Origin of the sequence: Nocardioides ferulae (genome assembly GCF_003660455.1) — a bacterium.
Classification (GTDB): Bacteria; Actinomycetota; Actinomycetes; order Propionibacteriales; family Nocardioidaceae; genus Nocardioides; species Nocardioides ferulae.
In genome coordinates, this window is the sequence record NZ_QZVR01000002.1 from 112,223 (window position 1) to 137,850 (window position 25,628).

The following is a 25,628-nucleotide window of genomic DNA, read 5'->3' on the forward strand; positions in this document are numbered from 1 at the left end:
CAGGCATACGCGTAGTACGCCGGCACCCGGGGGACCAGAGGACCATGAGCACCCACGAGGACCAGGGCGTCGCCTTCCCGCGCACGGCCGACGGACAGCGCAGCACCTCCGCGCTCGGGCGGGCGGTGGTCGCCGACGCCCTGCGCCTCGTCGACGCCGCCGGTGCCCTCGCCGCCGAGCAGGAGACGACGTGGCGGACCGGCTACCTACCGCACTTCCGCCGGCTGGTGGTCGCCGGCCTGGCCTCCCCGGAGGCCGCCCACCGGATCGCCCGGAGCGGGCTGGCGTCGCTGCACGAGCGGATGCGCGTCGTCGACCGCCCGGGTGGCGACGAGCAGGCCGACTCGCCGCTGAGCGACTGGTTCGACGACCCCCGGCCCGATGGCGCGCAGCAGGTGCCGGTCACCGCGCAGGTCGGCGGCGACGCCGAGCCGGAGACCGAGCTGTCGCTGCCCTACCGAGGCCGTCGGCTGCGCGGCGACGACCTGCTGCGCCGGCTGGACCAGTGGGCCGACGCGGGGATCCTCGAGCCGTCCGCCGCCGAGGCGGTGCGCACGGTCGCCGCCAACCCCCGGTGGCTGCGGGTGGAGGGCAGCACCGTCGCGGTGCTCGGGGCCGGCGCCGAGATGGGTCCGCTGCAGGCCCTGCTGCGCTGGGGCGCCACGGTGGCGGCCGTCGACCTGCCGTCGCCGCCGGTCTGGGAGAGGGTGCTCGGCCACGCCCAGCGAGGCGCCGGCACGCTGCTGGCGCCGGTGCGCGACCCGGACGCCGAGCTCACCCGCGCCGCCGGCGTCGACCTGGTCGGCGCCGCGCCCCCGGTCGCCGAGTGGCTCTCCGCGCTGCCCGGCCGTCCGGTGCTCGGCAACTACGTCTACGCCGACGGTGCGAAGAACCTGCTGGTCTCCACCGCCGTCGACGCGCTCACCCTCCGCGTGCAGCGGGCCCGGCCGGAGACCGCGCTGGCGTTCCTGGCCACCCCGACCGACGTGTTCGTGGTGCCGGGCGACGCGGTCGCGCACGCGAGCACGGCCTACGCGGAGCGCTCCCGGGCGGGTCGCCTGCTCGGCCGGCCGCTGCGCACGGTCTCCGGCGGCCGGCTGCTCCAACGCCACTACCTGGCGGGCGCCGACCCCGGGGTCACCGATGCGCTGGTGCCCCAGCAGGGGCCCAACTACGCGCTCGCCAAGCGGGTCCAGCGCTGGCGGGCCGTGGTGGCGCGTGCCGACGGCGGCACCGTGTCGATGAACGTGGCGCCGCCCACGCGCACCCGCTCGGTGGTGAAGAACCGGGCCCTGGCCGCGGCGTACGCCGGCGCCCACCGGTTCGGGGTCGAGGTCTTCGAGCCGGCCACCTCCAACGTGCTGATGGCGGCGCTCCTCGTGCACGACCTCCACACCGACGGCGGTCCCCGGCACGACCACCCCTGGCAGGACGAGGCGTACGCCGCGGTGCACGGCGGCCTGTGGCGCACGGCGTACGCGCCACGCAGCGCGCTCGGCCTGGCGGCCCTGCTCGGTGTGGGCGCCGCCCGCGGCTGAGGGGTTCCGGCTGTCGGTGGCGCGTGCCAAGGTGGCCGGCATGGAGCAGCGAGTCAGCCTGGTGACGCTGGCGGTCCGCGACGTCGCGGCCAGCCGGGCCTTCTACCTCGACGGCCTCGGGTGGCGCGCCCACGTCGACGTCCCCGGCGAGGTGGTGATGGTGCAGGTCGGCGAGCACCTGCTGCTCTCGTTGTGGAGCGAGGCCGGCTTCGAGGCCGAGGTCGGCCCGGTGCGGCGCGGGGAGGGCCTGGCCCCGGTCACGCTGGCGCACAACGTCGGCTCCCGCGAGGAGGTCGACGCGGTGCTCGCCACCGCGCGTGCCGCCGGTGCGAGCCCGGTCAGTGGGGCGGTCGATCGCGAGTGGGGCGGCTACTCCGGCTACTTCGCCGACCCCGACGGCTTCCGCTGGGAGGTCGCCTGGGCGCCCGGCCCGGTCGGCGACCTGGTGGTCCCGTGATCGCGCCGGAGGACCGCGAGCGGCTCGGCGCGCAGGAGGTCGAGCAGGCCGCCGGTGCCGACTGGCGGGTGGTGCTCGGCCGGCTGCACGCGAGGTTCCGCACCGGCGACTTCGCCACCGGCGTGCGGCTGCTCGACGCCGTGGCGGCGGCCGCCGAGGAGCACGACCACCACCCCGACCTCGACCTGCGCTACACCTCCCTCGAGGTGCGGCTGCGCTCCCACGACGTGGCCGGGCTGACCCGGCGCGACGTCCGGCTGGCCACCCGCATCAGCGAGTTGGCCGGCGAGCTGGGGGTGAGGGCCGACCCGGCGGCGCCGGTGTGCCTGGAGATCGCCCTCGACACCGCCGACGAGGCCGCGGTGCGGCCGTTCTGGCGTGCGGTCTACGGCCCCGACGCGGTCGTGTCCGACGGCGAGGTGAGCGATCCGGCGGGCCGCCTGCCCACCCTGTGGTTCCGGGGCACCACCGCCCACGACGAGCCCCGGCAGCGCTTCCACCTCGACGTGTGGGTCCCCGCCGACCAGGCCGAGGCCCGGGTCGCGGCGGTCCTGGCCGCCGGCGGGCGGCTGGTCAGCGACGACGAGGCGCCGAGCTTCTGGGTGCTCGCCGACCCCGAGGGCAACAAGGCGTGCGTGTGCACCTGGCAGGAGCGCGAGAGGGGCTGAGGTCCGCCACGATATGGGACGCGCATCCCGCATCGTGGGACGCGTGCCAAACTCGCTGACGGGAGCGGAACCGGGCGACTACCCTCGTCGCATGCGCCGAGACATCCTTGTACGCACGCGACGCGTAGGCTGACCACACCTCAGCCAGCGCGTCACCCCTCGTTGCCCATGTTGGCCGGGGGGCTTTTTTGTGGGCGCAGGCCGGTCCGCCGCGACGCGCCCAGCACCATCCCGACGCCCACTCGAGCGCCGGACCAACGGAACCGATGAGGAAAGCAAGGCAGATGAGCGAGCAGGTCACGGGCGCACAGAGCCTGATCCAGTCGCTGGAAGCAGCGGGGGCCGAGAACATCTTCGGCATTCCGGGAGGCGCGATCCTCCCGGCCTACGACCCGCTCATGGATTCCTCGATCCGCCACATCCTGGTACGCCACGAGCAGGGCGCCGGCCACGCCGCGCAGGGGTACGCCGCGGCGTCGGGCAAGGTGGGCGTCTGCATGGCGACCTCCGGCCCCGGCGCGACCAACCTGGTCACCCCGCTCGCCGACGCCCACATGGACTCGGTGCCGATGGTCGCGATCACCGGGCAGGTCGGCGCCACCCTGATCGGCACCGACGCCTTCCAGGAGGCCGACATCCGCGGCATCACGATGCCGATCACCAAGCACAACTTCCTGGTCAAGGATCCCGCCGAGATCCCGCGCACGATCGCGGAGGCGTTCCACATCGCGGCGACCGGCCGGCCCGGCCCGGTGCTGGTCGACGTGGCGAAGTCCGCGCTCCAGTCGATGACGACCTACACCTGGCCGACCGAGCTGCAGCTGCCCGGCTACCGCCCGGTGACGCGGCCGCACTCCAAGCAGATCCGCGAGGCGGCCCGGCTGATCCTGGCCGCGCGGCGTCCGGTCCTCTACGTCGGCGGCGGCGTGGTCCGGGCGCGGGCCGCGCGGGAGCTGCGGGTGCTGGCCGAGCTGACCGGGATGCCGGTGGTGACCACGCTGATGGCGCGCGGTGCGTTCCCCGACAGCCACGCCCAGCACCTCGGCATGCCCGGCATGCACGGCACCGTCGCCGCGGTCGCGGGCCTGCAGAAGTCCGACCTGATCATCAGCCTCGGTGCCCGCTTCGACGACCGGGTCACCGGCAACCTCGACTCGTTCGCGCCCGGTGCGCTGGTCATCCACGCCGACATCGACCCCGCCGAGATCGGCAAGAACCGGCACGCCGACGTGCCGATCGTGGGCGACTGCCGCGAGGTGATCAGTGACCTGGTCGTGGCGCTGAAGGCCGAGGCCGACGCCGGCCACACCGGCGACTACGAGGCCTGGGTGGAGTTCCTGGCCGGGGTGAAGAAGAAGTACGCCCTCGGCTACGACCAGCCCAGCGACGGCACCCTCGCCCCGCAGTACGTCCTCGAGCGGCTCGGCCAGATCGCGGGCCCGGAGGCGATCTACGCCGCCGGTGTCGGGCAGCACCAGATGTGGGCGGCGCAGTTCATCGGCTACGAGCAGCCCAACCACTGGCTGAACTCCGGTGGCCTCGGCACCATGGGCTACTCGGTGCCGGCCGCGATGGGCGCCAAGGTGGCCTGTCCCGACTCCACGGTGTGGGCGATCGACGGCGACGGCTGCTTCCAGATGACCAACCAGGAGCTGGCCACCTGCGCGATCAACGACATCCCGATCAAGGTCGCGATCATCAACAACGAGTCGCTCGGCATGGTGCGGCAGTGGCAGACGCTCTTCTACAACGAGCGCTACTCCAACACCGACCTGCACTCCAAGCGGATCCCCGACTTCGTCAAGCTCGCCGAGGCCTACGGCTGCGTGGGCCTGGCGTGCGAGAGCCCCGAGGCGGTCGACGCGACGATCGAGAAGGCGATGGAGATCGACGACGCTCCGGTCGTGGTCGACTTCCGGGTGCACCGCGACGCGATGGTCTGGCCGATGGTCGCCGCCGGCACCAGCAACGACGACATCAAGTACGCCCGAGACCTCGCCCCCAAGTACGAGGTCGAGGACGACTGGGAGGTCCGGAACGCATGAGCAAGCACACCCTGTCGGTCCTGGTCGAGAACAAGCCCGGCGTCCTGACCCGGATCGCCGCGCTGTTCAGCCGCCGTGGCTTCAACATCGACTCGCTGGCCGTCGGCCCGACCGAGCACTCCGAGATCTCGCGGATGACCATCGTCGTCGACGTCGAGGGCACCCCGCTGGAGCAGGTCACCAAGCAGCTGAACAAGCTGGTCGAGGTGATCAAGATCGTCGAGCTCGACCACAGTGCCTCGGTGCAGCGCGAGCTGATGCTGGTCAAGGTCGCCGCCCCGGTCGATGCCCGCGGGCAGGTGCTCGACGCCGTCCAGCTGTTCCGGGCGAAGGTGGTCGACATCGCGCCCGACGCCGTCACCATCCAGATCGTCGGCAACGCCGACAAGCTCGCCGACTTCCTGCGCGTGCTGGAGCCGTTCGGCATCCGCGAGCTCGTGCAGTCCGGCATGGTGGCCATCGGCCGCGGCTCCCGGTCGATCTCCGAGCGCAGCCTGCGCCCGGTGGCGATCCCGGCCCCGCCGCCGGCCGCCCGCTCCGTGGTCTGACCCAACCCCCAGCTCCACCCGAGAAACGAACCCAAGAAGGAGAAGCCTCCGTGGCTGAGATGTTCTACGACGACGACGCAGACCTGTCCCTGATCCAGGGCAAGAACGTCGCTGTGATCGGCTACGGCAGCCAGGGCCACGCCCACGCGCTGTCGCTGCGTGACTCGGGCGTCGACGTCCGCGTCGGCCTGCAGCCGGGCTCGAAGAGCCGGGCCAAGGCCGAGGCGGAGGGCCTGCGGGTGCTGACGCCGGCGGAGGCGGCCGAGGAGGCCGACGTCATCGTGATCCTGGCGCCGGACCAGCACCAGCGCAAGCTCTACGCCGAGGAGATCGAGCCCAACCTGGCCGAGGGCGACACCCTGGTCTTCGGCCACGGCTTCAACATCCGGTTCGGCTACATCACCCCGCCCGAGGGCGTCGACGTGTTCATGGTCGCCCCGAAGGGCCCCGGCCACCTGGTCCGCCGCGAGTACGTCGACGGGCGCGGCGTGCCGGTGCTGGTCGCGGTCGAGAAGGACGCCTCCGGCAACGCCTGGCCGCTCGCGCTGTCCTACGCCAAGGGCATCGGCGGCCTGCGCGCCGGCGGCATCAAGACCACGTTCACCGAGGAGACCGAGACCGACCTGTTCGGCGAGCAGGCCGTGCTCTGCGGCGGCGCCTCGCAGCTGGTGATGTACGGCTTCGAGACCCTCATCGAGGCCGGCTACCAGCCCGAGGTGGCCTACTTCGAGTGCCTGCACGAGCTGAAGCTGATCGTCGACCTGATGTACGAGGGCGGCATCGCCAAGCAGCGCTGGTCGGTCTCCGACACCGCCGAGTACGGCGACTACATCTCCGGCCCCCGGGTCATCGACGAGCGGGTCAAGGAGAACATGAAGGCGGTGCTGGAGGACATCAAGAACGGTGCCTTCGCCAAGCGCTTCATCGACGACCAGGACGCCGGCAGCCCGGAGTTCACGAGGTTCCGCGAGCAGGCCGAGCAGCACCCGATCGAGAAGACCGGCCGCGAGCTGCGCAAGCTGATGGCCTGGGTGAAGAGCCACGACTCCGACTACGTCGAGGGCTCCTCCGCACGCTGAGGAGTGAGCCGGAGGTACGCCGAGCGCTAGCGAGGTGTGCTGGAGGCGAGCCCCGCAGAGCGTGCGGACAGCAGGCATCGCACGCTGAGCGCTTCGGCAGATCTCAGAACGTCGAGTCGGCGCCAGTGCTGAGCACTGGCGCCGACTCGACGCGATTTCAGCGGCAGTAGCGCCGACCCGGCGTCACTTCACCTCGGAGCGCAGCAGCAGGGCCAGGCCGATCCCGAGGGGCGCGATCAGCCACAGGCCGCCCGAGACCGCCAGGTTCGCCCACTGCTCGCTGGTGAAGCCGCCCTCGAACAGCATGTTCTGGTTGTAGTTGAAGTCGACCCAGGGGCGCAGGTCGGCGAACCAGGACTGGGCGGCGGCGAGCAGCTGCGAGAGCGGGGGCTCCACGAGCGAGTACACGAAGTACGCCACGATCGCGCCGGCGGAGTTGCGCACCAGCACCCCGAGCATGAAGCCCATCAGCATGCCGAGGGTGTTCGCGCCGACGATGTAGCCGAAGTCGTCCAGGCCCATGTCCCAGACCAGGTCGGTGCCGGCCATGGCCGTGCCGACGAGGTTGCCGACCGCGCCGATGGCGAAGGCCAGCGCCATGGAGGCCACCGCGGTGCCGAGCACGACGATCGCCTTGGCGGAGACGACCCGGCCGCGGTGGGGGACGAGCGTGAACGTGGTCAGGCCGCTGCGCTGGCTCCACTCGGACGTCACCGACAAGATCGCGATCATCGGCAGGATCACGGCCATCGGGAAGCCGATCGCCGCCCCGAACGTCGCGAACGTCAGGTCGTCCTGAGGGGCCCACAAGATGACGGCCCCGGTGGCCAGGGTCGCGGTGATCGCGATGCTGGCGAGCAGCCAGAACCCCGACCGGGTGTCGAACATCTTGCGCAGCTCGACCAGGAGCAGCCGGCCGGTGGGGATCGGCGCGGGTGCCGGGCGGTTCCGCGCTCGGGGGGCGCGAGTGGGGGTGGTGCCGGCCGTGGTGCTGGCCGGGGTGGTCGTCGTGCTCATGCTGCGGCTCCTTCGCGCTGGGTCTCGGCGGTGAGCTCGAGGAACATCTCCTCCAGGCCGGCGCCGTCGGCCGACCGCAGCTCGATGAGGGGGCAGCCGGCCGCGTGGGCGATGTGGCCCACGCGGGCGGGCTCGGCGTCGGTGCGCAGGGCCCCGTCGGTGGTGAGGGTGCTGGCCACCCCGGCCATGGTCAGCGCGCGGGCCAGTCGTTGGTGGTCCTCGGCGCGGACCACGGTGCCGGCGGCGGCGAGCAGTTCGGCCTTGGTGCCCTGGGCGACGATCCTGCCCTGCCCGATCACGACCAGGTCGTCGGCGACGACCTCGATCTCGTGCAGCAGGTGCGAGGAGAGCAGGACGGTCCCGCCCTGGTCGGCGTAGCCGCGCAGCAGGTCGCGCATCCACCGGATGCCGGCGGGGTCGAGACCGTTGGCGGGCTCGTCGAGCACCAGCACCTCGGGGTCGCCGATCAGCGCGGTGGCGATGCCGAGCCGCTGGCGCATGCCCAGCGAGTAGTGGCGGACCCGGCGGTCCGCCTCGGCCTCGGTGAGGCTGACCAGGTCGAGCAGTTCGCCGACCCGGGTGCGGGGGAGGCCCATCGTCTGGGCGGCGACGCCGAGGATCTCGCGGCCGGTGCGGCCGGCGTGCTGGGCGGAGGCGTCGAGCAGGACCCCGACCTCGAGGCCGGGGTTGGGCAGCTCGGCGAAGCGGCGGCCGTCGAAGGTGGCGTCGCCGGAGGTCGGCGGGGTGAGGCCGACCATGATCCGCATCGTGGTGGACTTGCCCGCGCCGTTGGGACCGAGGAAGCCGGTGACCCGGCCGGGGTGTGCGGTGAAGCTGACGTCGTCGACGGCCTTGACGCCGCCGTACCTCTTGGTGAGCGACTCGACTGTGATCATGACCTGAACCTCTCGCGAGGAGGCCGGTCCGCACATCGGGGAGACCGCTGGTCGCGACCACGAGCCGACCCTGAGACGGGTCGGGGGTGGGCTCGGGGTCGGGCGTCATCCGATCGACCTACGATGGGGCGGCGAACGGAAAGGGGCCGTGCGGCACGACTGGCGCCATAGGATGGGTTCGGCCGGAGAAGTCCGCCGGAGAAGAGGGGGCAGATGGAGGTCTTCACCAAGCCGAGCATCTTCGACCCGGTCGTCGTGCAACGGATCATGGACGCCGGCGCACTTCTTCAGGTGCGGCGCTCGGCGTTGGCCGCCGCGCTGGACGCCGGGCAGCAGCCGGGCGCCGAAGTCGTCGCGCGCGGGCTGCGAGAGATCAACCAGTGGTTGGCCGCCCAACTCTTCACCTGGCGAGAGCTGCTCTCGGTGCGACTCACCAGCACCGCGGACGCGCTGCGCTACAGCGTGCCGAACAACCGGAAGTTCGTCGCCGGTGGTGGTCGCATGGTCAGCCTCCTCGACTACTACCGAACCGAGCCGATGGTCAGGCTGTTGCTCGGCGGTGAGCAGTACGGCGAGTACCTCTTCTGCTACGCCACGGTGCAGATGAAGATCGTCGATCGACAGCTCGTGCTGCTCGAGGGCCCCGTCCAGGACGGCGAGCCCACGCTGATGGCGGTCAGCGACCCGGGCTGCGTCGCCGCCGCCTCGGCGTACTGGCGGACGTTGATGGCCTCGGCGTTCCCGTGCACGGACGCCCGCTCGGACCTGGGAGAGCTCACCCCTCGGCAGCGCCAGATCGTCGCGCTGCTGGCCGGCGACGCCAGCGACGAGCAGATCGCCAAGGCACTGGGGATCTCCGTGCGCACAGTGCGCTACGACGTCGCCCACCTGCTCGACCGCCTCGACGCACGGTCCCGCTTCGCGGCCGGTGTCCGGATCGGCGAGTTGCGGGGGACGACGGACTACACGTGGTCCACGGTGCCCGCGCCGGAGGCTGCCGATCATCAGCAGCCTCCGGCGTCCCCCCGGATCGGTTCGGGCGACTGACGGCTCGCACGACCCCGAGGTGGCGCTACCCGGCTGGGCTTCGCCCTGCATGGTGCGGGCAGGCCCGACCATGGCTAGACCCATCCCACCTCACGCGCGCGCCGCCCGCAATCGCCTTGCAGGCTCCTGCAACCAGCCCGCCGGCGCCGGGAACACCGGGTGGTCAGGCCGTGTTGTGGCCGGCATGCGCATCGAGATCTGGTCCGACGTCGTGTGTCCCTGGTGCTACATCGGCAAGCGGCGACTTGAGGCGGCGCTGGCCGGCTTCGCGCACCGGGACCAGGTCGAGGTCGTCTACCGCTCGTTCGAGCTCGACCCGTCGGCGCCCCGGCACGGCGACGAGCCGACCCTGGCGACGCTGGCCCGCAAGTACGGCCGCTCCGAGACCGAGATGCGGCAGATGATGCAGCACGTGGTCGACACCGCGGCCGGCGAGGGGCTGGAGTTCCGGCTCTTCGACAACGTGCACACCAACACCGTCGACGCCCACCGACTGCTCCACCTCGCCTTGGATGCCGGCGGGCCGGCCCTCCAGCGCGAGCTGAAGGAGGCGCTGCTCGCGGCCTACTTCGTGCGCGCCGAGAACGTCGGCGACCACGAGGTGCTGGCGCGCGTGGCGGTGGACGCCGGGCTCGACCCGGCCCGGGTGGCCGCCGTGCTGAGCGATGGGGAGTACACCGAGCAGGTCCGCGCCGACGTCGACCAGGCTCGCGCGTACGGCGCCACCGGCGTTCCGTTCTTCGTCGTCGACGGGCGGTTCGGTGTCTCCGGTGCCCAGCCGACCGAGGTGTTCACCCAGGTCCTCGAGCAGGCCTGGTCCGCGGCGCACCCGGTGCTGCAGGGGCTCGGGGGAGACGCCGAGGCCTGCGGCCCCGACGGCTGCGCGATCTGAGCCGAGTCACGCGCCCCCCGGCGACGCGTCGAGGTCGAGCACCCGCACCACGCCGACGTCGTCGAGGAACGCTTCGTCGTGGCTGGCGACGACCAGCGCCCCCCGGTAGTCCGACAGCGCGGAGACCAGCGCGTCGTACGAGGCGAAGTCGAGGTTGTTGGTCGGCTCGTCGAGCAGCAGCAACTGCGGTGCCGGGTCGGCCAGCAGCAGCGCGGCCAGCGTGGCCCGGAACCGCTCACCACCCGAGAGCGCCGCGACCGGACGGTCCGCCGCGGCGCCTCGGAACAGGAACCGGGCGAGCCGGGCGCGCACCAGGTTGCGATCGGCGTGCGGTGCCCGGGAGGCGACGTTCTCCGCGATGCTGAGCCGGTCGTCGAGCAGGTCCAGCCGTTGGGGAAGCAGCGCGACGGGCACGGCCACGTCCACGGTCCCGGCGGCCGGTGCGACCCGCCCCGCGAGGGTGTGCAGCAGGGTGCTCTTGCCCGATCCGTTGCGGCCCACGACCGCGATCCGCTCCGGCCCCGACACCTCGAGCTCCAGGTGGCGGCCGGTCCGCAGCACCAGTTGCCGGGTGGTCAGCACCACCCGGCCGCGGGGCACCTCGGTGCCGGGCAGGTCGACCCTGATCTCGCGGTCCTCGCGTAGCCGGGCGGCCGCGGTGACGAGCCGGTCGCGCGCGTCCTCCACCCGGTCCTGCTGGGTGCTGCGCAGCTTGGCGGCCGACGCCTGGGCGCGCTGCCGCTTGAAGTGGATGGCGGCCTTCCCGAGGCCGGTGGTGGCCTCGGCCTTGCGGGCGACCCTGCGCCGCTGGGCCAGCACCCGCTCCGCCTCGACCCGATCGGCCTGCTGACGTCGCAGCTCGGCCCGAGCCGTGGTGACCGCCTGTGCCGCTGCCTGCTGCTCGGCCTCGACCTGGGCGGCGTACGCCGAGTAGCCGCCGCCGTACCAGCGCACGGCCCCGTCTCGCAGGTCGCCGATCCGGTCGACCCGTTCGAGCAGGTCACGGTCGTGGCTGACCACCAACAGCGTGCGTGGCCAACCGGAGACGATCTCGTAGAGCCGCTCGCGGGCCGCGGCGTCGAGGTTGTTGGTCGGCTCGTCGAGCAGCAGCACGTCGGGGCGGCGCAGCAGGAGGCGGGCCAGGCCCAGCTGCACCACCTCGCCGCCGGACAGCTCGCCGAGCCGCCGGTCGAGGACGCCGCTCGGCAGCCCGAGCCGGGCCAGCTCGGCCACGGTCCGCTCCCGGATGTCCCAGGCGTCGCCGACGGTGTCGAAGTCGTGCGGGTCGACCGAACCGCCCTCGATCGCCCCGATGGCGCGCAACACCGCGGCGACGCCGAGGAACCGCGGGACCGACTGGGCCGCGTCGTGGGTGAGGTCCTGCGGCAGGTAGCCCACCTCGCCGCTGACCCGGACCTGCCCGGAGGTCGGGCGCAGCTCGCCCGCGAGCAGTCGCAGCAGGGTGGACTTGCCGGACCCGTTGACGCCGACCATCCCCGAACGGCCGGGGCCGAGGACCAGGTCGAGACCGTCGAGGGCGGTGCTGCCGTCGGGCCAGCGGAACGTGAGCGACGAGCAGGCGAGGACAGGGGAGGGTGCAGCCATGGAAGCTCCTGGGTGGACGCAGCGGGGTCGCGAGCCGCAGGGGCTCGAGCGACGAGGGCCGGAGGCGTCAGAGGAGCAAGGGACCACCAGTGGGTCGGCGATGGGACGTCGCCCACGCTAGACCGCGACGGGGCCGGGACGCGACCGCTTTTCGCGCGGTGCTCGGGTAGGGTGGAGGCCGGCACAGCGTCGTGCTCGACACCGCCCCGCCGGCTCCCGGCGCCGCGGCAGAACCGCGATGACTCGACGACTCGGCGAGGACGATCGCGACGACCACCCGCGAGGACCCGCTGTGACCCACCCCGCCGACAGGCCGGACGACCGGTCGTCCAGGCACCCCGTCGTGCTGATCGCCGAAGAGCTCAGCCCCGCCACGGTCGCCGCGCTCGGGCCGGACTTCGAGGTCCGGCACTGCGACGGCACCGACCGGGCGGCCCTGCTGGCGGCCCTGCCGGACGCGGACGCCCTCCTGGTCCGTTCGGCGACGAAGGTCGACGCCGAGGTGCTCGCCACCGGCGCCCGGCTGCGGGTGGTCGCGCGCGCCGGCGTGGGCCTGGACAACGTCGACGTGCGGACCGCGACGCACGCCGGCGTGATGGTGGTCAACGCGCCGACCTCCAACATCGTCTCGGCCGCCGAGCTCGCGGTGGCACTGATGCTCGCGGCCGCACGGCACGTCTCCCCGGCCCACCACGCGCTGCGCCAGGGCGAGTGGCGGCGATCGCGCTACACCGGCACCGAGCTGTACGAGAAGACCGTCGGCATCGTCGGGCTCGGCCGGATCGGCGTGCTGGTCGCCCAGCGGCTCTCCGCGTTCGGCATGAAGGTGATCGCCTACGACCCCTACGTGCAGGCCGGCCGGGCCGCGCAGATGGGCGTCCGCCTGGTCGACCTCGACACGCTGCTCGCCGACTCCGACTTCATGTCGGTGCACCTGCCGAAGACGCCCGAGACCGTTGGCCTGATCGGCCACGACGAGCTGCACCGGGTCAAGCCCACCCTGGTGCTGGTCAACGCCGCCCGGGGCGGCATCGTCGACGAGGTGGCGCTGTACGCCGCGCTCAAGGAGGGCCGGGTGGCCGCCGCCGGGCTCGACGTCTTCGCCACCGAGCCGTGCACCGACAGCCCTCTGTTCGAGCTCGAGAACGTGGTCGCCACCCCGCACCTGGGAGCCTCGACCGCCGAGGCGCAGGAGAAGGCCGGCCTCGCGGTCGCCCGCTCGGTGCGGTTGGCCCTGGCCGGCGAGCTGGTGCCGGACGCGGTGAACGTGCAGGGCGGCGTGATCGCCGAGGACGTCCGTCCCGGCATCCCGCTCACCGAGAAGCTGGGCCGGGTCTTCACCGGCCTGGCGGCCGAGGTGGCGCAGTCCATCGACGTCGAGGTGCGCGGCGAGCTCGCCGACTACGACGTCAAGGTGCTCGAGCTGGCCGCGCTCAAGGGCGTGTTCACCGACATCGTCGAGGACCAGGTCTCCTACGTGAACGCCCCGCTGCTCGCCGCCGAGCGCGGCACCGCGGTCCGGCTGGTCGTCGACCCCGACAGCCCCGACCACCGCAGCCTGATCACGCTGCGCGGCACCCTCGCCGACGGCTCCCAGGTCTCGGTCAGCGGCACCCTGATCGGCATGAACCAGCGGGAGCGCCTGGTCGAGGTCAACGGCTTCGACGTCGAGCTCGAGCCCACCGAGCACCTCGCCTTCCTGGCCTACGCCGACCGGCCGCGCATCGTCGGCACCGTCGGGGTGATCCTGGGCGACGCGGGCGTCAACATCGCCGGCATGCAGGTGGCCCGCGACGCCAAGGGCGGCCGGGCGCTGGCCGCGTTGTCGGTCGACTCGGCGATCCCCCCCGACACGCTGCACGAGATCCAGCAGGCCATCGAGGCCGAGCTGGTGCGCGCCGTCGACCTGGTCTGACGACTCAGGCGACCATCACCCGGCCGGGCCGCCCGCCCGGAGTCGTGTCCGCCCGGCCCCGAACCTCCTCCCAAGCCGTGGCGACGCGACGGACGGCCTCCTCGAGCTCGTCACCGGGACGTGTCCACGGCAGCCGGAGGAAGCGGTCGAATCCTCCCTCCGGTGCGAAGACCGGCCCCGGGGCGACGGTGACACCACCGCGCTCCGCGGCCGCCGCCACGGCGCTCGCCGCCGCCTCGGGCAGCTCGCACCACAGCACCAACCCGCCCGAGGGCACCCGGAACCGCCAGTCGGGCAGGTGCTCGGTGAGGGCGGCGACCAGCCGGTCACGCTGCCCGCGCAGCCGGCTGCGGTGGTGCTCGAGCACCGCTCCCGGGTCGTCGAGGAGCCGGGCGGCGACCAACTGCTCGAGCACCGGCACGCCCAGGTCCAGGCCGAGCCGGGCCGAGGTGAGCCGGTCCACCAGATGGTGGGGCGCCCGGATCCAGCCGACCCGGAGGCCGCCCCAGAAGCCCTTGCTCATGCTGCCCACCTGAGCGCGTGCGGGGCATAGGCGGCGAAGGGCCGCGGCATCGGGCCTGCGTCGAGGCCCAGCCATTGGTGCGCCTCGTCGACCACCGGGAGCGTCCCGGCGGCCGCCAGGTGGGCGGCGTACGCGGCACGCTCGGCCTCGGTCATCAGGTGGCCGGTGGGGTTCTGGAACTCCGGGACCAGGTAGACCAGGTCGGCGCCGGCCTGCCGCACGGCGGCGCCGACGGCGTCGAGGTCCCAGCCGTCGGGGTCGACGGGCACCGAGCCCAGTCGCAGGCCGACCTGGCGCAGCGACTGCGCGGGGTTCGGGTAGCTGGGCGACTCGACCAGGGCGCGGGCCCCCGGGGCGGCCAGAGCCCGGCCGACGATCGCCACCGCCGACAGGGCCCCGGGGGTGACCACGACCTGGCCGGGCTCGGTGGGCAGGCCCCGCTCGGCGTAGCTGCGCGCGACGGCCTCCTGGAGGGCGGGAAGGCCGGCCGGGTAGTAGCCGTGCCCGCCCAAGTGGGCGGGCAGGTCCTCCACCGCGGCGGCGTACGCGGCCGCGATCCCGGGTGGCGCGCTGGTGGCCGCGCAGCTCAGGTCGATGCCGGCGTCGCCGTCCTGGCGTGGGTGTAGGGCCCGGTCCAGGACCCTGCTGGCGCTCCCGGGCATCCGGGTGAAGGTGCCCGCGCCCCGCCGGGACTCGGCGTACCCGCTGTCGCGGAGCAGGCCGTAGGCCCGGGCCACCGTGGTGCGCGAGACGCCGAGCCGGGCGGTCAGGTCGCGCTCGCTCGGCAGCCGGGTGCCGGTGGGGATCCGGCCGTCGCCGATCAGCTCGGTCAGCGCTCGCGCCAGCCCCTCGTAGGCGGGCCGGCGGTCGAAGTCGCCGACCAGGGTGGCGGTGCGGGCCGCGGTGACGGAGCGCAGCATGCAGGCCACTCTCTCATGATTGGCTATTTGTCAACAGGCCAATTGTGGGGAGGCTGGGCGGGTGCCGTCACGTCCCCTCGTCTCCTCCCGGTCCGAGCGCCCGACGCTGACCCTCGTCGAGCTGGGACCGATCGCCCAGCTGCGCGCGGGCCGGCTGGGGCGGCGGCTGCCGCAGCTCTACGTGGGGCTGGTGCTCTACGGGGTCTCGTTGGCGATGATGGTGCGCGGTGACCTCGGCCTGGCGCCCTGGGACGTCCTCCACTCGGGCCTGAGTCGGCACCTCCCGCTCACGCTCGGGCAGGCGCTGGTCCTGACCAGCTTCGCGGTCCTGGTCGCGTGGGTGCCGCTGCGCGAGATGCCCGGCCTGGGCACGATCTCGAACGCGATCGTGGTGGGCGTCGCGACCGACGCCACCCTGGCCCTGCTCGAGGCGCCCGCCGGTGCCGTCTGGCGCGGCGGACTCATGATCGGCGGGGTGCTGCTCTGCGGGCTGGCCAGTGCCCTCTACATCGGGGCCCAGCTCGGCCGGGGCCCGCGGGACGGACTGATGACCGGCCTGCACCGGCGCACCGGTCTCTCGCTTCGCCTGGTGCGTACCGGGCTCGAGGTGGGCGTGGTGCTGCTCGGGCTCCTCCTCGGCGGCGTCGCCGGGGCCGGCACCGTGCTCTACGCGCTCGCGATCGGACCGCTGACCCAGCGGCTGCTCCCCGCCTGGACCGTGGCAGTCCGGCTCCCGGTCGAGCAACCGGTGCAGAGCCGAGACGAGGGGTGAGCCGGCAGGCATGATGGGGGCGTGGCCCTCGACGTCGAGCTCGCCGACCTGCGCGACTTCCTGGCCGAGCACCCACCCTTCGCCTGGCTGCCCAAGACCGTGCAGGAGGCGCTGCCCGCGCGGGCGAGCGTCGTCTACCGTCGTCGCGACTCGGTGGTGCTGCCGGCGGGGGAGGTGCCCACCGAGCTGCTCGTGGTGCGCTCGGGGGCGGTCGAGGTGCGTGACGCCGCCGGCCACCTGGTCGAGCGCGGAGCGGCCGGCACCTGCCTGGGTGGCACGGCGCTGCGCAACGGCGCGCCGCAGCCCACGACGGCCATGGCCATCGAGGACAGCCTGCTGCTGGCCGTGCCCGCCGACGTGTTCGCGACCCTGTGTGCTGACCACCCCGACCTGGCCGCGTTCTTCGCCGCGCCGCTCGGAGGACGGCTCCGCTCGGCCGTGGCCCGGCAGCGTGAGGACCACGAGCCACCCGCCGGGCCGGTGCTCCGCAGCCGGATCGGCGATCTGGTCCGGCGGCCGCCCGTGGCGGTCCCGCTCGAGGCGACCGTCCGTGCGGCGGCTCAGCGGATGACCGAAGAGCGGATCTCCTCGGTGCTGGTCACCGACGGCGACCGCCTGGCCGGCATCCTCACCGACCGCGACCTGCGCGGCCGCGTGGTGGCGGCGGGGGTCGACACCGGCGTCTCGGTGGCGGAGGTGATGACCCCCGATCCGATCACCGCAGACCCCGACGCCCTCGCCCTCGAGGCGATGCTCGAGCTCGTCCGTCGCAACATCCACCACCTGCCGCTGCTGCGACAGGGCCGGGTGGTGGGCATGGTCACCGCCACCGACCTGCTCCGCCTCGAACAGGCCAACCCCGTGCACCTGGTCGGCGACGTCGCCAAGGCCACCGACGCGGCGGCGGTCGCCGAGGTCGCCGGCCGGCTGGCCCCGCTGGTCGAGTCGCTGGTGCGACAGGGCAGCACCGCCCACGACGCCGGCCGGGTCGTCACCACCGTGGGCGATGCGGTGGAGCGGCGGCTGATCGAGCTCGCGGAGGCCGAGCTCGGCCCGCCCCCCGTCCCCTACGCCTGGGTGACGCTCGGCTCTCGAGCCAGGTTCGAGCAGGCGCTCGGCCCCGACCAGGACCACGCTCTGGTGCTGCACGACGACGCGACCGAGGCCCACGACGCCTGGTTCGCCGAGCTCGCCGACCGGGTGACCCTGGGCCTCGAGCGGGCCGGCTACCCGCGTTGCCGCGGCCAGAAGATGGCGTCCAACCCCCGCTGGCGGATGACGCTGGCGGGGTGGGAGCGCCAGGTGATGCGCTGGCTCTCGGCCCCGACGCCCGATGCCGTCCTGGAGTGCAGCGTCTTCTTCGACCTGCGCCACCTGGCGGGCGACGCGTCGCTGTCCGAGGCCCTGGTGGAGCACCAGCGAACCTCGGTGCGCGGGTCGCCGCTGTTCCTGGCCTACCTGGCCGGAGCGGCGGCTCGCACGCACCCGCCGGTCGGCTTCTTCCGCGGCCTCGTGGTCGAGCGCAGCGGCGATCACCGCGACAGCCTCGACGTGAAGCGGGGCGGCCTGCTGATCGTCTCCGAGGTCGCCCGGGTGCACGCGCTCGCCGCCGGCTCGGCCCGGACCAACACCCTCGACCGGCTCGAGGACGCCGAGTCCGACGGCCGGCTCAGCTCGGCGCTGGCCGCGGACCTCCGTGACGCCTGGGAGTTCCTCGGCCACCTGCGTCTTCGGCACCAGGCCGACCTGGTGCGTGAGGGGCGGGTGCCGGACAACTGGATCGCCACCGACGCGCTCAGCTCGTTCGAGAAGCAGCACCTCAAGGCCGCCTTCGGTGTGATCCGCTCCGCCCAGAGCGCGCTGGCGATGCGCTACCCGGTCCGCGCGATCACGTGACCCCGCCCGACGGCTGCCCCTCGGCCGAACTTCCGCTGCTCGCGGTCGACCTGGAGACCACCGGCCTCTCGCCGCACCGGGACCGGGTGCTGGCGATCGGCTGGGTGCCGGTGAACGGCGGCCGGATCGAGCTCGCCGGGGCGCGCCGAGTCCTCGTCGGCCACGACGATCCCGGCCCCGCGGTCGCCATCCACGGCCTGACCCATGACGACCTGGTCCAGGGCCTGCCGCTCCACCAGGCACTGCGGCTGCTGGACGACGCGCTGGCGGGCCGGGCGCTGCTCGCCCACCACGCGCCGATGGAGGTGGGGTTCCTCCGCGCGGCGTACCGCCGCCTGGGCGAGCCGCTCCCGGCCGTGCTGCGCTCGGGGCCGGTCGTGTGCACGCTGCGGCTCGAGCGCCGGCTCCTGCACCGCGCCCACTCGGAGCTGCCGGCCGGTGCGCTGCGGCTGTGGCGGGCTCGCGCCCGCCACGGCCTGCCGCCCGTGCGCAGCCACGACGCGCTCGGTGACGCGCTCGCCGCCGCCGAGCTCTACCTGGCCCAGCTCGCCGAGCTGGAGGCGGACGGCCGCGCCGTCACCTTGCGCGACCTGCGGCTGCGGGAGGGCTGGTGGCGGCGGCTGCTCCCGGGCCCACGCTGATCCGGACGGGGGAGCCTCGGCCCTGGTCGCGGAGAGGCGGGTGGTCCCGAGGTTTCCTTCAGGTTCGTCTGCGCGCGGTCGATCGCTTCCTTAACCTTCGGGTGGTCGTCTGGGGAGGAACGTCATGGATCGCGTGCTCGGAGGTGCCCTGGCGCCTCATCGCTGGCTCAGTCTGGTGCTCGCGCTCGGGGTCGTGATCGCGGCCCTGGCCGCGGCGCCGGCCGAGGCGGCCCCGCCGAAGCCACGGGGCCTGAAGGTGACCGCGGTCGCGACGAGCCCGGTGCTGTCCTGGCGCCCGGTCCCGCGCGCGAGCGAGTACCGCGTCCAGGTCTCCCACTCCTCCTCCTTCGCGACCGTGCTGTGGGACTCCACCACCGTCAACGTCCGTTCCACGCCCACCGGGACGCTGCCCCTGGGCAGGCTCCACTGGCGAGTGCAGGCCGTGACCGCATCCGGCACCAGCGGATGGGCCGGCGGCAGGTTCGTGCGCTCCGCCCGCTCCGGTCCGAGCCTGGTGGGGCCGTCGAGCGGGGTGGAGCTCCAGCAGCCCGAGGATCCCCCGGTGCTGCGTTGGGAGCCGGTCCCCGGCGCGCGCTCCTACGTGGTCGAGATCGACGGCGCCGAGAAGGACTGGGTCGACGTCGAGACCTACACCACGGAGACGACCTCCACGGTGGTCAACGAGCCGCAGCCGGTCGGCACCTACTGGTGGCGGGTGCACGCGGTCCTCGGGAACGACGTGAACACGCGCTACTCGGAGGCCCGGTCCTACACGCTGCTGCCGTTGCGTCCGGTCTCACTTCGCGATGTCGACCGCGTGCAGCCGATGGAGGACGTCGTCCTCGGATGGGACCCCGTCCCCGGTGCCGTCGCCTACGAGATCCGGGTCAGCACCGACAACGGCTTCAACACGATCACCGACCAGCGCCTCCTGTCGGGAACGCGCTACTCACCCCCGGTGACCTACGACAACGCCGCGTACTGGTGGCAGGTCCGGGCCGTCGACGCCCTCGGCAACCGTGAGGAATGGCCGAGCTACCCGGTGCGGACGGGGGAGTTCCGGCGGGCGTGGCTGCTCGCCCCGCAGCTCCAGCACCCCACCGCGGGTGCCTCCGTCGGACAGGACGACCTGTTCTTCGAGTGGGCGCCGGTGCGACTGGCCTCGCGCTACGCGTTGGACTTCAGCACCGATCCCGGGTTCGCGGTCGGGGTCAGCACCTGCGTCACCACTCAGACCACCTACACACCCCGGTGGTCGGACAGATCGGAATGCATGCCGGCGAAGAGCGGCACCTACTTCTGGCGGGTGCGTGCCCTGGACGACCCCGGATCCCGCAATCAGGCCGTCAACAGCCTGATCTCGGAGCCCCGCGAGTTCACCTTCGCGCCGACCGGCGTCACCGCCGGCACGGTGGGACCTGTCTCAGGTCAACGAGTCCTGCTGTCGGGTTCCGGCGCGGCACCGTGTGGCACGGCGTTGCCCGCCGTGTGCACCGACGTCCGGGCGACGCCGGTCTTCGACTGGGACCCCGTGCCCGGGGCGACCTCGTACCGCCTCTACCTCTCGCACGACGTGAACTTCACGAACATGGTCGACGGCTACGGAAGCGCAGCAGAGGTCGGCTCGCTGCCGGCGACGCAGAACACACGCTGGGTCGCCAAGAGCGCACTGCCCGACACCCAGGCCGGAGAGGCCTACTACTGGTTCGTGCGCGCCTGCGGCGCAGGCGCCTCTCCCTGTGGCCCGATGCCTCGGCAGGCATCGCACGCCTTCCGCAAGAAGTCGGCGGCGGTCGAGCAGACGGCGCCGACGCCTGGGGCGAGCGTCGCGGACCAGGTCACGTTCGTCTGGCGGGACTACCTCGAGACCAACCTGTCCTTGCCGAGCGGCGCCCTGGGCGACGTCGGCGAACGCCCGGAGCAGGCCGGACGCCAGTACCGCGTCCAGGTCTCCGACACCGCCACCTTCTCGAAGCTCATCGACAACCAGCTCGTCGACCAGACGACCTACACCGCGTTCGACCGGCACTACCCGGAGGGGGAGCTGTTCTGGCGGGTGCAAGCGGTCGACGGTGCCGGCAACGGCCTGACCTGGAGCGAGGCGCGGCCGTTCACGCACACCTCGCCGTCCCCGGTCCCGATCTCCCCGAGCGCGGGGGAGGCCGTGAGCGCGGTCCAGCCGTTCCGCTGGCAACCGCTGGACTATGCGAAGTACTACGACATCGAGGTCTATCGCAACGCCGACACCACCGCCTCGAGCGGCAACCTCGCTGCTGAGGGCTACAACCTGCGGCAGACGGCGTTCACCTGGGACGAGCCGCTGCAGTCGCTGGGCAAGGACATGGTCTGGAGGGTCCGCCGCACCGACTACAGCGGCAACAAGTCGGCGTGGGGTCCCTGGCAGCGGTTCCGCGTCCGGGCCGCCGCGCCCCGGCTGGTCTCCCCGCGTCCGAACGCCCGCATGGACTCCCGTCGCGCCTACTTCTCGTGGCGCGCCAGCCCGCAGGCCGCGTCGTACCGGATGGAGCTGCGGCACGGCGCGGACGGCTACGAGGCCAGCACGGTGGGAACCGCGTACGCCGCGGTCTCCGACCTGCCGGCGGGACGCTGGACCTGGCGGGTCGTCGGCCTGGACAGCCGGGGCCAGACCGTCTCGGCCACCGGGTGGTCCAAGTTCCGGTTGCGCTGAGCGACGGCGCGGCGGAGCGCTGGCTCAGCGCCGGGTCGCGATGATCGTCGACGCGTCGGGCGCGACCATCACCTCGACGCTGGTGAACCGCTCGTCGGAGAGCCACTGCTCGCGCAGCGTGTCGACCCGGCCGTCGGCGATCGGGGGCCACAGCTCACACGGCGTGAAGTCGTCCAGGACCACGATGCCGCCCTCCTCGACCAGGTCGGCGACCGCGTCGACGGCGACCGCCTTGGGGTCCCCGGAGTCGAGGAAGAGCAGCGAGAACGGTCCCTTGTCGAGCAGCGTCGACCAGTCGGCGGCCAGCACCTCGACCAACGGGTCGTCGTCGAAGATCGCCGCCGCCGCGGTGGCGAGCTTGGGGTCCAGCTCCGCGGTCAGGATGCGCGCGTCGCGGCGGACGCCGGAGCGCAGCCAGGCGGTGCCGACGCCGCATCCGGTGCCGAACTCGGCCATGGTGCCGCCCCGGGTGGCGGCCAGGGCGGCCAGCAGACGGCCGGTCTCGTTGCGGCAGAACGACACGTAGCCGGCCTGGCGGGAGACCGCGAACGCACGCGAGACGACCTCGGGCAGCTCGGGCGGGGCACTCATGCGAGGAGTCTTTCATCCTGGGACCCGCGTCTCGGATGGCGGGCAGATCCAGAAAACACCTGACAGGCGCGGAGGTCGCCCCCTACCCTCGGATCACTATGCGGAGCGTGTTCGTACTCATCGAGCGCCGCGGCGAGGCCTGATTGCGTGAGGCCACCTCGCCGCGGAGTTCGGCGTTGCGTGGCCCCACGACCGAGAAGCTCAGCCTTCTCACCGTCGCGAGAGGCTCCCGCGGTGGGTCGCAGCCAACAGTCATGGTGTGACCCGCTCCCTGTCGGTCCCTCTCTCCGCGTGATCCGCGGGGCGTCCGCCCCCGCCGCGGGGCCCTTGCGCCGGTGACTCCCTCTTCAGCCACCGCCCGCACCTCCGTCCGCCGCCGGACGGCCCGCCAGGAAGCAGCAGAGACGATGTACGACATGTACCCCGAATGGGGCCCCGCCAGCCACCACCCCGACAACCCCCGCAGCCACGAGAACGTCAGCGCCGCCCTCCAGGCCTCGCTCGACCTGCGGGACAACGGCGGCCAGCGCCCCGACGACAACTAACGTTGTCGTCCATGAGCAGCAGCCACCCCAGCCCTGGCACCGGCACCGTCCGGCTCGCCGTCATCCCCGGCGACGGCATCGGCCAGGAGGTCACCGCGGAGGCCCTCAAGGTCCTCGACGTGGTGGCGCCGGCCGGGGTGAAGTTCGAGCAGACCCGCTACGACCTGGGGGCCGAGCGCTACCTGGCCACCGGTGAGGTGCTGCCCGACTCGGTGCTCGCCGAGATCCGCGACCACGACGCGATCCTGCTCGGTGCCGTCGGCGGCAAGCCGAACGACCCGAACCTGCCGCCCGGAATCCTCGAGCGCGGGCTGCTGCTGCGGCTGCGCTTCGAGCTCGACCACTACGTCAACCTCCGGCCCTCCCGGATCTATCCGGGCAGCGTCTCGCCGCTGGCCGACCACGTGCTCGACAAGGGCGAGGTCGACTTCGTCGTCGTCCGCGAGGGCACCGAGGGCCCCTACACCGGCAACGGCGGCGCGCTGCGCGTCGGCACCCCGTACGAGGTCGCCACCGAGGTGTCGGTCAACACCGCCTTCGGGGTCGAGCGGGTGGTCCGCGACGCGTTCGCCCGGGCCCAGCGACGGCCGCGCAAGAAGCTGACGCTGGTGCACAAGACCAACGTGCTGGTCAACGCCGGCTCGGTCTGGTGGCGGCTGGTGCAGCAGGTGGCCGCCGAGTTCCCCGACGTCACCGTCGACTACATGCACATCGACGCGGCGATGATCTTCATGACCACCGACCCGGCACGTTTCGACGTGGTCGTCACCGACAACCTGTTCGGCGACATCATCACCGACCTCGCCGCCGCGATCACCGGCGGCATCGGCCTGGCCGCCTCCGGCAACGTCAACCCCGACCGCACCACGCCGTCGATGTTCGAGCCGGTGCACGGCTCCGCCCCCGACATCGCCGGACAGCAGAAGGCCGACCCGACCGCGGCGATCCTCTCGGTCTCCCTGCTCCTGGACCACCTCGGCCACGCCGACGCGGCCGCGGCCGTGGAGCGCGCCGTCATCGACGACCTCGCGGCGCGCGCTCACGGCGCCACCCGGCGTACCTCCGAGGTCGGCGACGCGATCGCGGCGCGAGTAGCCGGGGCCTGAGGCGGCGGCGGAATCGCCGGATATCCGGCGATCGCCGCACACCGCACGCGCTGCAGCACGCGGGAAGCGTGGGCAACGCGCGTGAAGTCGACCGCCCCGGGCCGCCCCGCCACTGCTGCCCCGCCTGCCCGAAAGGTCGACTACCGTGCCCTCCATGGACATCCGCACCACCCTCTCGACGACCGCCGTCGACGACGCCCGCCTCGCCGAGATCCTCGCCAACCCCGGCTTCGGCCAGCACTTCTCCGACCACATGCTCACGGTGGAGTGGACGCCGGAGACCGGGTGGCACGACGCGCGCATCGAGCCCTACGGCCCGCTGACCCTCGACCCGGCGACCGCCGTCCTGCACTACGCGCAGGAGACCTTCGAGGGCATGAAGGCCTACCGGCACGAGGACGGCTCGATCTGGTCGTTCCGCCCGGAGGAGAACGCCGCGCGGATGGTCCGCTCCAGCCACCGGCTGGCGCTGCCGGTGCTCGAGGTGCCCGACTTCGTCGACCTGGTCGACGAGCTGGTCCGGGTCGACCAGCGCTGGGTGCCCGACCCGGCGGGGGAGAAGAGCCTCTACCTGCGACCGTTCATGTTCGCCTCCGAGGCGTTCCTGGGCGTGCGCCCCGCCCAGCACGTCACCTTCATGGTGATCGCCAGCCCCGCCGGCGCCTACTTCAAGGGCGGCGTCCGGCCGGTCACGCTGTGGCTGACCGAGGAGTACACCCGTGCCGGCCGCGGGGGCATGGGCGCGGCCAAGACCGGCGGCAACTACGCCAGCTCGCTGGTGGCGCAGCAGCAGGCCACCGCCAACGGCTGCGACCAGGTCGTGTTCCTCGACGCCCAGGAGGGCAGGTACGTCGAGGAGCTCGGCGGCATGAACCTCTACTTCGTCTACGGCGACGGCCGCATCGTCACCCCCGAGACCGGCACGATCCTCGAGGGCATCACCCGGGCCAGCATCATCGAGCTGGCCGGCAAGCTGGGCTTCCGGGTCGAGGAGCGCCGGGTCGACATCGACGAGTGGCGCGAGGGTGTGACCAGCGGCGAGATCAAGGAGATCTTCGCGTGCGGCACCGCCGCCGTGGTCACTCCGGTCGGCTCGTTGAAGTGGGACGGCGGCGAGGTGCCGGCCGCGGCCGAGGCGGGCGAGGTCACCATGGCGGTCCGCAAGGCGCTGGTCGACGTCCAGTACGGCCGGGCCGACGACTCCTTCGGCTGGATGCACCGCATCGTCTGACCCCTCGCCGGAGTGTCCGACCCGGTCCGGCCCGGCTCACCCCCGGATCAGCGCAACCGGAATGCCGCTTGGTACGCCGTCGGGCTCACGCCGAAGGTGCGCTGGAAGTGGCGGCGCAGTGTCGCGGCGCTGCCCAGGCCGCAGCTGGCGGCGACCTGCTCGACGCCCGCGTCGGTGCGTTCGAGCAGCTCCTGGGCGCGGGACAGCCGCTGCCGGTGCAGCCAGTCGAGTGGCGCGCTGCCCAGCTCGGCGTTCATCCGCCGGGCGAGCTGGCGGCTGCTGAGCCCGGCCTGCCGGGCGAGGTCGCCGACGGTGATCGGCCGGTCGAGGTGCGCCCGAGCCCACACCAACGCGGGGGTGAGCCCCACCGAGGCACGCGGACCGGGGGGTGCGGCGACGTACTGCGCCTGACCGCCCTCGCGGTGCGCTGCGACGACCAGCCGTCGGGCCAGGCCGGTCGCGGCGGTGGCCCCCAGGTCGCCGTGCACCAGATGCAGGCACAGGTCGAGCGCCGCGGTCTTGCCGGCCGAGGTGAGCAGGTCGCCGTCGTCGGTGTAGAGGACGTCGGCACGCACGTCGATGCGCGGGTAGCGCCGGGCGAGGTCGTCGCCGTTCTCCGAGGTCGTCACGGTGGCGCGTCACCTCGACGTCGGTGAGCTGCGTTCCTGGCTGAGCACCGCGCCCCTGGCGGACCTGCGCGACCCGGCCACCCCTGCGCCGACCGCCACCGACGAGCGGGGCCGGTCCGAGCAGCGCTTCGTCGTCGAGGCCGTCGTGCGACGCGGTGTCGAGGAGCGACGGCTCGCGGTGTCCGGGCGGGACATCTACGCGGTCACCGCACCACTGCTCGTGGCGGGCGTCGTACGCCTGTTGGACGGACGCGCCCGCGGCACCGGCGCGCTGGCTCCCGGGCAGGCCTTCGATGCGAGCGACGTCCTGCGCGAGCTCGCCCGGCACCCGGCCGGCATCCGGCTCGGCTGACTCGGCGGGCGCGGCCGAGGTCCGGA

24 protein-coding genes are annotated in these 25,628 nt (G+C 73.1%); 17 read left to right on the forward strand and 7 right to left on the reverse strand.

What is annotated here, in order from left to right; genetic code table 11:
• Nucleotides 1-44 precede the first annotated feature (44 nt).
• The 6 genes from D6B71_RS03575 (at nucleotide 45) to ilvC (ending at nucleotide 6,335) form a co-directional block, all read left to right on the forward strand.
• Nucleotides 45-1,538 (forward strand): MDR/zinc-dependent alcohol dehydrogenase-like family protein, encoded by a 1,494-nt coding sequence (locus tag D6B71_RS03575; RefSeq protein ID WP_121252117.1) that lies wholly within the window; start codon nucleotides 45-47, stop codon nucleotides 1,536-1,538.
• Between the two features lie 40 nt (nucleotides 1,539-1,578).
• Nucleotides 1,579-1,995 (forward strand): VOC family protein, encoded by a 417-nt coding sequence (locus D6B71_RS03580; protein WP_121252907.1) that lies wholly within the window; start codon nucleotides 1,579-1,581, stop codon nucleotides 1,993-1,995.
• Nucleotides 1,992-2,663 (forward strand): 4a-hydroxytetrahydrobiopterin dehydratase, encoded by a 672-nt coding sequence (locus D6B71_RS03585; protein ID WP_240641045.1) that lies wholly within the window; start codon nucleotides 1,992-1,994, stop codon nucleotides 2,661-2,663. The genes D6B71_RS03580 and D6B71_RS03585 overlap by 4 nt, the downstream gene beginning before the upstream one ends.
• Nucleotides 2,664-2,947: 284 nt before the next feature.
• Complete coding sequence (locus D6B71_RS03590; RefSeq protein WP_240641049.1) at nucleotides 2,948-4,708, forward strand: acetolactate synthase large subunit; 1,761 nt, start codon at nucleotides 2,948-2,950, stop codon at nucleotides 4,706-4,708.
• A complete protein-coding gene (gene ilvN, locus D6B71_RS03595; RefSeq protein ID WP_121252121.1) occupies nucleotides 4,705-5,256 on the forward strand; it encodes an acetolactate synthase small subunit in 552 nt (183 codons plus the stop codon). The genes D6B71_RS03590 and ilvN overlap by 4 nt, the downstream gene beginning before the upstream one ends.
• A gap of 50 nt (nucleotides 5,257-5,306) precedes the next feature.
• Nucleotides 5,307-6,335: a ketol-acid reductoisomerase gene (gene ilvC, locus D6B71_RS03600; protein ID WP_121252123.1), complete on the forward strand. Its 1,029-nt coding sequence runs from the start codon at nucleotides 5,307-5,309 to the stop codon at nucleotides 6,333-6,335.
• Nucleotides 6,336-6,518: 183 nt separating this feature from the next.
• Here ilvC and D6B71_RS03605 read toward each other — a convergent pair whose 3' ends face one another.
• Both D6B71_RS03605 and D6B71_RS03610 read right to left on the reverse strand, forming a co-directional pair.
• Entirely contained in the window at nucleotides 6,519-7,352 is an 834-nt protein-coding gene (locus D6B71_RS03605; RefSeq protein WP_121252125.1) for an ABC-2 transporter permease, read from the reverse strand.
• Complete coding sequence (locus D6B71_RS03610) at nucleotides 7,349-8,248, reverse strand: ABC transporter ATP-binding protein (protein WP_121252127.1); 900 nt, start codon at nucleotides 8,246-8,248, stop codon at nucleotides 7,349-7,351. The genes D6B71_RS03605 and D6B71_RS03610 overlap by 4 nt, the downstream gene beginning before the upstream one ends.
• 213 nt (nucleotides 8,249-8,461) lie before the next feature.
• Between D6B71_RS03610 and D6B71_RS03615 the strand changes: the two genes are divergently transcribed.
• Both D6B71_RS03615 and D6B71_RS03620 read left to right on the forward strand, forming a co-directional pair.
• The gene (locus tag D6B71_RS03615) at nucleotides 8,462-9,295 is read left to right on the forward strand and encodes a helix-turn-helix transcriptional regulator (protein WP_121252129.1); all 834 of its coding nucleotides are present in this window, start codon (nucleotides 8,462-8,464) and stop codon (nucleotides 9,293-9,295) included.
• Between the two features lie 70 nt (nucleotides 9,296-9,365).
• The gene (locus tag D6B71_RS03620) at nucleotides 9,366-10,187 is read left to right on the forward strand and encodes a DsbA family oxidoreductase (protein ID WP_121252911.1); all 822 of its coding nucleotides are present in this window, start codon (nucleotides 9,366-9,368) and stop codon (nucleotides 10,185-10,187) included.
• A gap of 6 nt (nucleotides 10,188-10,193) precedes the next feature.
• Here the strand turns inward: D6B71_RS03620 and D6B71_RS03625 are convergent, their stop codons facing one another.
• Nucleotides 10,194-11,792 carry an ABC-F family ATP-binding cassette domain-containing protein gene (locus tag D6B71_RS03625; RefSeq protein ID WP_121252131.1) on the reverse strand — a complete coding sequence of 533 codons (1,599 nt, stop codon included), beginning with the start codon at nucleotides 11,790-11,792 and terminating at the stop codon, nucleotides 10,194-10,196.
• Nucleotides 11,793-12,135: 343 nt separating this feature from the next.
• On the opposite strand from D6B71_RS03625, the gene serA reads away from it, so the two are divergent.
• Nucleotides 12,136-13,707: a phosphoglycerate dehydrogenase gene (serA, locus tag D6B71_RS03630; protein ID WP_240641055.1), complete on the forward strand. Its 1,572-nt coding sequence runs from the start codon at nucleotides 12,136-12,138 to the stop codon at nucleotides 13,705-13,707.
• A gap of 4 nt (nucleotides 13,708-13,711) precedes the next feature.
• On the opposite strand, the gene D6B71_RS23730 is transcribed toward serA, so the two are convergent.
• Entirely contained in the window at nucleotides 13,712-14,230 is a 519-nt protein-coding gene (locus D6B71_RS23730; protein WP_206051544.1) for an aminotransferase class I/II-fold pyridoxal phosphate-dependent enzyme, read from the reverse strand.
• Nucleotides 14,227-15,150, reverse strand: a complete 924-nt coding sequence (locus tag D6B71_RS23735) for an aminotransferase-like domain-containing protein (protein WP_206051545.1) — start codon at nucleotides 15,148-15,150, stop codon at nucleotides 14,227-14,229. The genes D6B71_RS23730 and D6B71_RS23735 overlap by 4 nt, the downstream gene beginning before the upstream one ends.
• Before the next feature lie 61 nt (nucleotides 15,151-15,211).
• Here D6B71_RS23735 and yczE point away from each other — a divergent pair, with 61 nt between their 5' ends.
• From yczE to D6B71_RS03655, 4 genes are all read left to right on the forward strand, one after another.
• Nucleotides 15,212-15,922, forward strand: a complete 711-nt coding sequence (yczE, locus tag D6B71_RS03640) for a membrane protein YczE (protein WP_121252135.1) — start codon at nucleotides 15,212-15,214, stop codon at nucleotides 15,920-15,922.
• Nucleotides 15,923-15,943: 21 nt separating this feature from the next.
• Entirely contained in the window at nucleotides 15,944-17,818 is a 1,875-nt protein-coding gene (locus tag D6B71_RS03645; RefSeq protein WP_121252137.1) for a DUF294 nucleotidyltransferase-like domain-containing protein, read from the forward strand.
• On the forward strand, nucleotides 17,815-18,459 hold the full coding sequence (locus D6B71_RS03650; RefSeq protein WP_121252139.1) for a 3'-5' exonuclease: 645 nt from the start codon (nucleotides 17,815-17,817) through the stop codon (nucleotides 18,457-18,459). The genes D6B71_RS03645 and D6B71_RS03650 overlap by 4 nt, the downstream gene beginning before the upstream one ends.
• Before the next feature lie 124 nt (nucleotides 18,460-18,583).
• Complete coding sequence (locus tag D6B71_RS03655; RefSeq protein ID WP_121252141.1) at nucleotides 18,584-21,148, forward strand: hypothetical protein; 2,565 nt, start codon at nucleotides 18,584-18,586, stop codon at nucleotides 21,146-21,148.
• Nucleotides 21,149-21,172: 24 nt separating this feature from the next.
• Here the strand turns inward: D6B71_RS03655 and D6B71_RS03660 are convergent, their stop codons facing one another.
• Nucleotides 21,173-21,739 (reverse strand): O-methyltransferase, encoded by a 567-nt coding sequence (locus D6B71_RS03660; protein WP_121252142.1) that lies wholly within the window; start codon nucleotides 21,737-21,739, stop codon nucleotides 21,173-21,175.
• A gap of 407 nt (nucleotides 21,740-22,146) precedes the next feature.
• On the opposite strand from D6B71_RS03660, the gene D6B71_RS22610 reads away from it, so the two are divergent.
• From D6B71_RS22610 to D6B71_RS03670, 3 genes are all read left to right on the forward strand, one after another.
• Nucleotides 22,147-22,284, forward strand: a complete 138-nt coding sequence (locus tag D6B71_RS22610) for a hypothetical protein (RefSeq protein WP_164519530.1) — start codon at nucleotides 22,147-22,149, stop codon at nucleotides 22,282-22,284.
• Between the two features lie 11 nt (nucleotides 22,285-22,295).
• Entirely contained in the window at nucleotides 22,296-23,390 is a 1,095-nt protein-coding gene (locus tag D6B71_RS03665; protein WP_121252144.1) for a 3-isopropylmalate dehydrogenase, read from the forward strand.
• Nucleotides 23,391-23,544: 154 nt separating this feature from the next.
• Nucleotides 23,545-24,621: a branched-chain amino acid aminotransferase gene (locus D6B71_RS03670; protein WP_121252146.1), complete on the forward strand. Its 1,077-nt coding sequence runs from the start codon at nucleotides 23,545-23,547 to the stop codon at nucleotides 24,619-24,621.
• 47 nt (nucleotides 24,622-24,668) lie between these two features.
• Here the strand turns inward: D6B71_RS03670 and D6B71_RS03675 are convergent, their stop codons facing one another.
• Nucleotides 24,669-25,250: a GlxA family transcriptional regulator gene (locus tag D6B71_RS03675; RefSeq protein WP_121252148.1), complete on the reverse strand. Its 582-nt coding sequence runs from the start codon at nucleotides 25,248-25,250 to the stop codon at nucleotides 24,669-24,671.
• Between the two features lies 1 nt (nucleotide 25,251).
• Between D6B71_RS03675 and D6B71_RS03680 the strand changes: the two genes are divergently transcribed.
• A complete protein-coding gene (locus D6B71_RS03680; protein WP_121252150.1) occupies nucleotides 25,252-25,602 on the forward strand; it encodes a saccharopine dehydrogenase family protein in 351 nt (116 codons plus the stop codon).
• The last annotated feature ends 26 nt before the right edge of the window (nucleotides 25,603-25,628 follow it).

Excerpts from the sequence above, each read along its gene's own strand:
- D6B71_RS03670 (WP_121252146.1), top strand. The coding sequence starts at position 23,545 with ATGGACATCCGCACCACCCTCTCGACGACCGCCGTCGACGACGCCCGC.
- D6B71_RS03590 (WP_240641049.1), top strand. The coding sequence starts at position 2,948 with ATGAGCGAGCAGGTCACGGGCGCACAGAGCCTGATCCAGTCGCTGGAA.
- D6B71_RS23735 (WP_206051545.1), bottom strand. The coding sequence starts at position 15,150 with ATGCTGCGCTCCGTCACCGCGGCCCGCACCGCCACCCTGGTCGGCGAC.
- D6B71_RS03660 (WP_121252142.1), bottom strand. The coding sequence starts at position 21,739 with ATGAGTGCCCCGCCCGAGCTGCCCGAGGTCGTCTCGCGTGCGTTCGCG.
- ilvN (WP_121252121.1), top strand. The coding sequence starts at position 4,705 with ATGAGCAAGCACACCCTGTCGGTCCTGGTCGAGAACAAGCCCGGCGTC.
- D6B71_RS03615 (WP_121252129.1), top strand. The coding sequence starts at position 8,462 with ATGGAGGTCTTCACCAAGCCGAGCATCTTCGACCCGGTCGTCGTGCAA.
- D6B71_RS03575 (WP_121252117.1), top strand. The coding sequence starts at position 45 with ATGAGCACCCACGAGGACCAGGGCGTCGCCTTCCCGCGCACGGCCGAC.
- D6B71_RS03620 (WP_121252911.1), top strand. The coding sequence starts at position 9,366 with ATGGCTAGACCCATCCCACCTCACGCGCGCGCCGCCCGCAATCGCCTT.
- D6B71_RS03665 (WP_121252144.1), top strand. The coding sequence starts at position 22,296 with ATGAGCAGCAGCCACCCCAGCCCTGGCACCGGCACCGTCCGGCTCGCC.
- D6B71_RS03625 (WP_121252131.1), bottom strand. The coding sequence starts at position 11,792 with ATGGCTGCACCCTCCCCTGTCCTCGCCTGCTCGTCGCTCACGTTCCGC.
- D6B71_RS23730 (WP_206051544.1), bottom strand. The coding sequence starts at position 14,230 with ATGAGCAAGGGCTTCTGGGGCGGCCTCCGGGTCGGCTGGATCCGGGCG.
- D6B71_RS22610 (WP_164519530.1), top strand. The coding sequence starts at position 22,147 with ATGTACGACATGTACCCCGAATGGGGCCCCGCCAGCCACCACCCCGAC.
- D6B71_RS03610 (WP_121252127.1), bottom strand. The coding sequence starts at position 8,248 with ATGATCACAGTCGAGTCGCTCACCAAGAGGTACGGCGGCGTCAAGGCC.
- D6B71_RS03655 (WP_121252141.1), top strand. The coding sequence starts at position 18,584 with ATGGATCGCGTGCTCGGAGGTGCCCTGGCGCCTCATCGCTGGCTCAGT.
- D6B71_RS03580 (WP_121252907.1), top strand. The coding sequence starts at position 1,579 with ATGGAGCAGCGAGTCAGCCTGGTGACGCTGGCGGTCCGCGACGTCGCG.
- D6B71_RS03605 (WP_121252125.1), bottom strand. The coding sequence starts at position 7,352 with ATGAGCACGACGACCACCCCGGCCAGCACCACGGCCGGCACCACCCCC.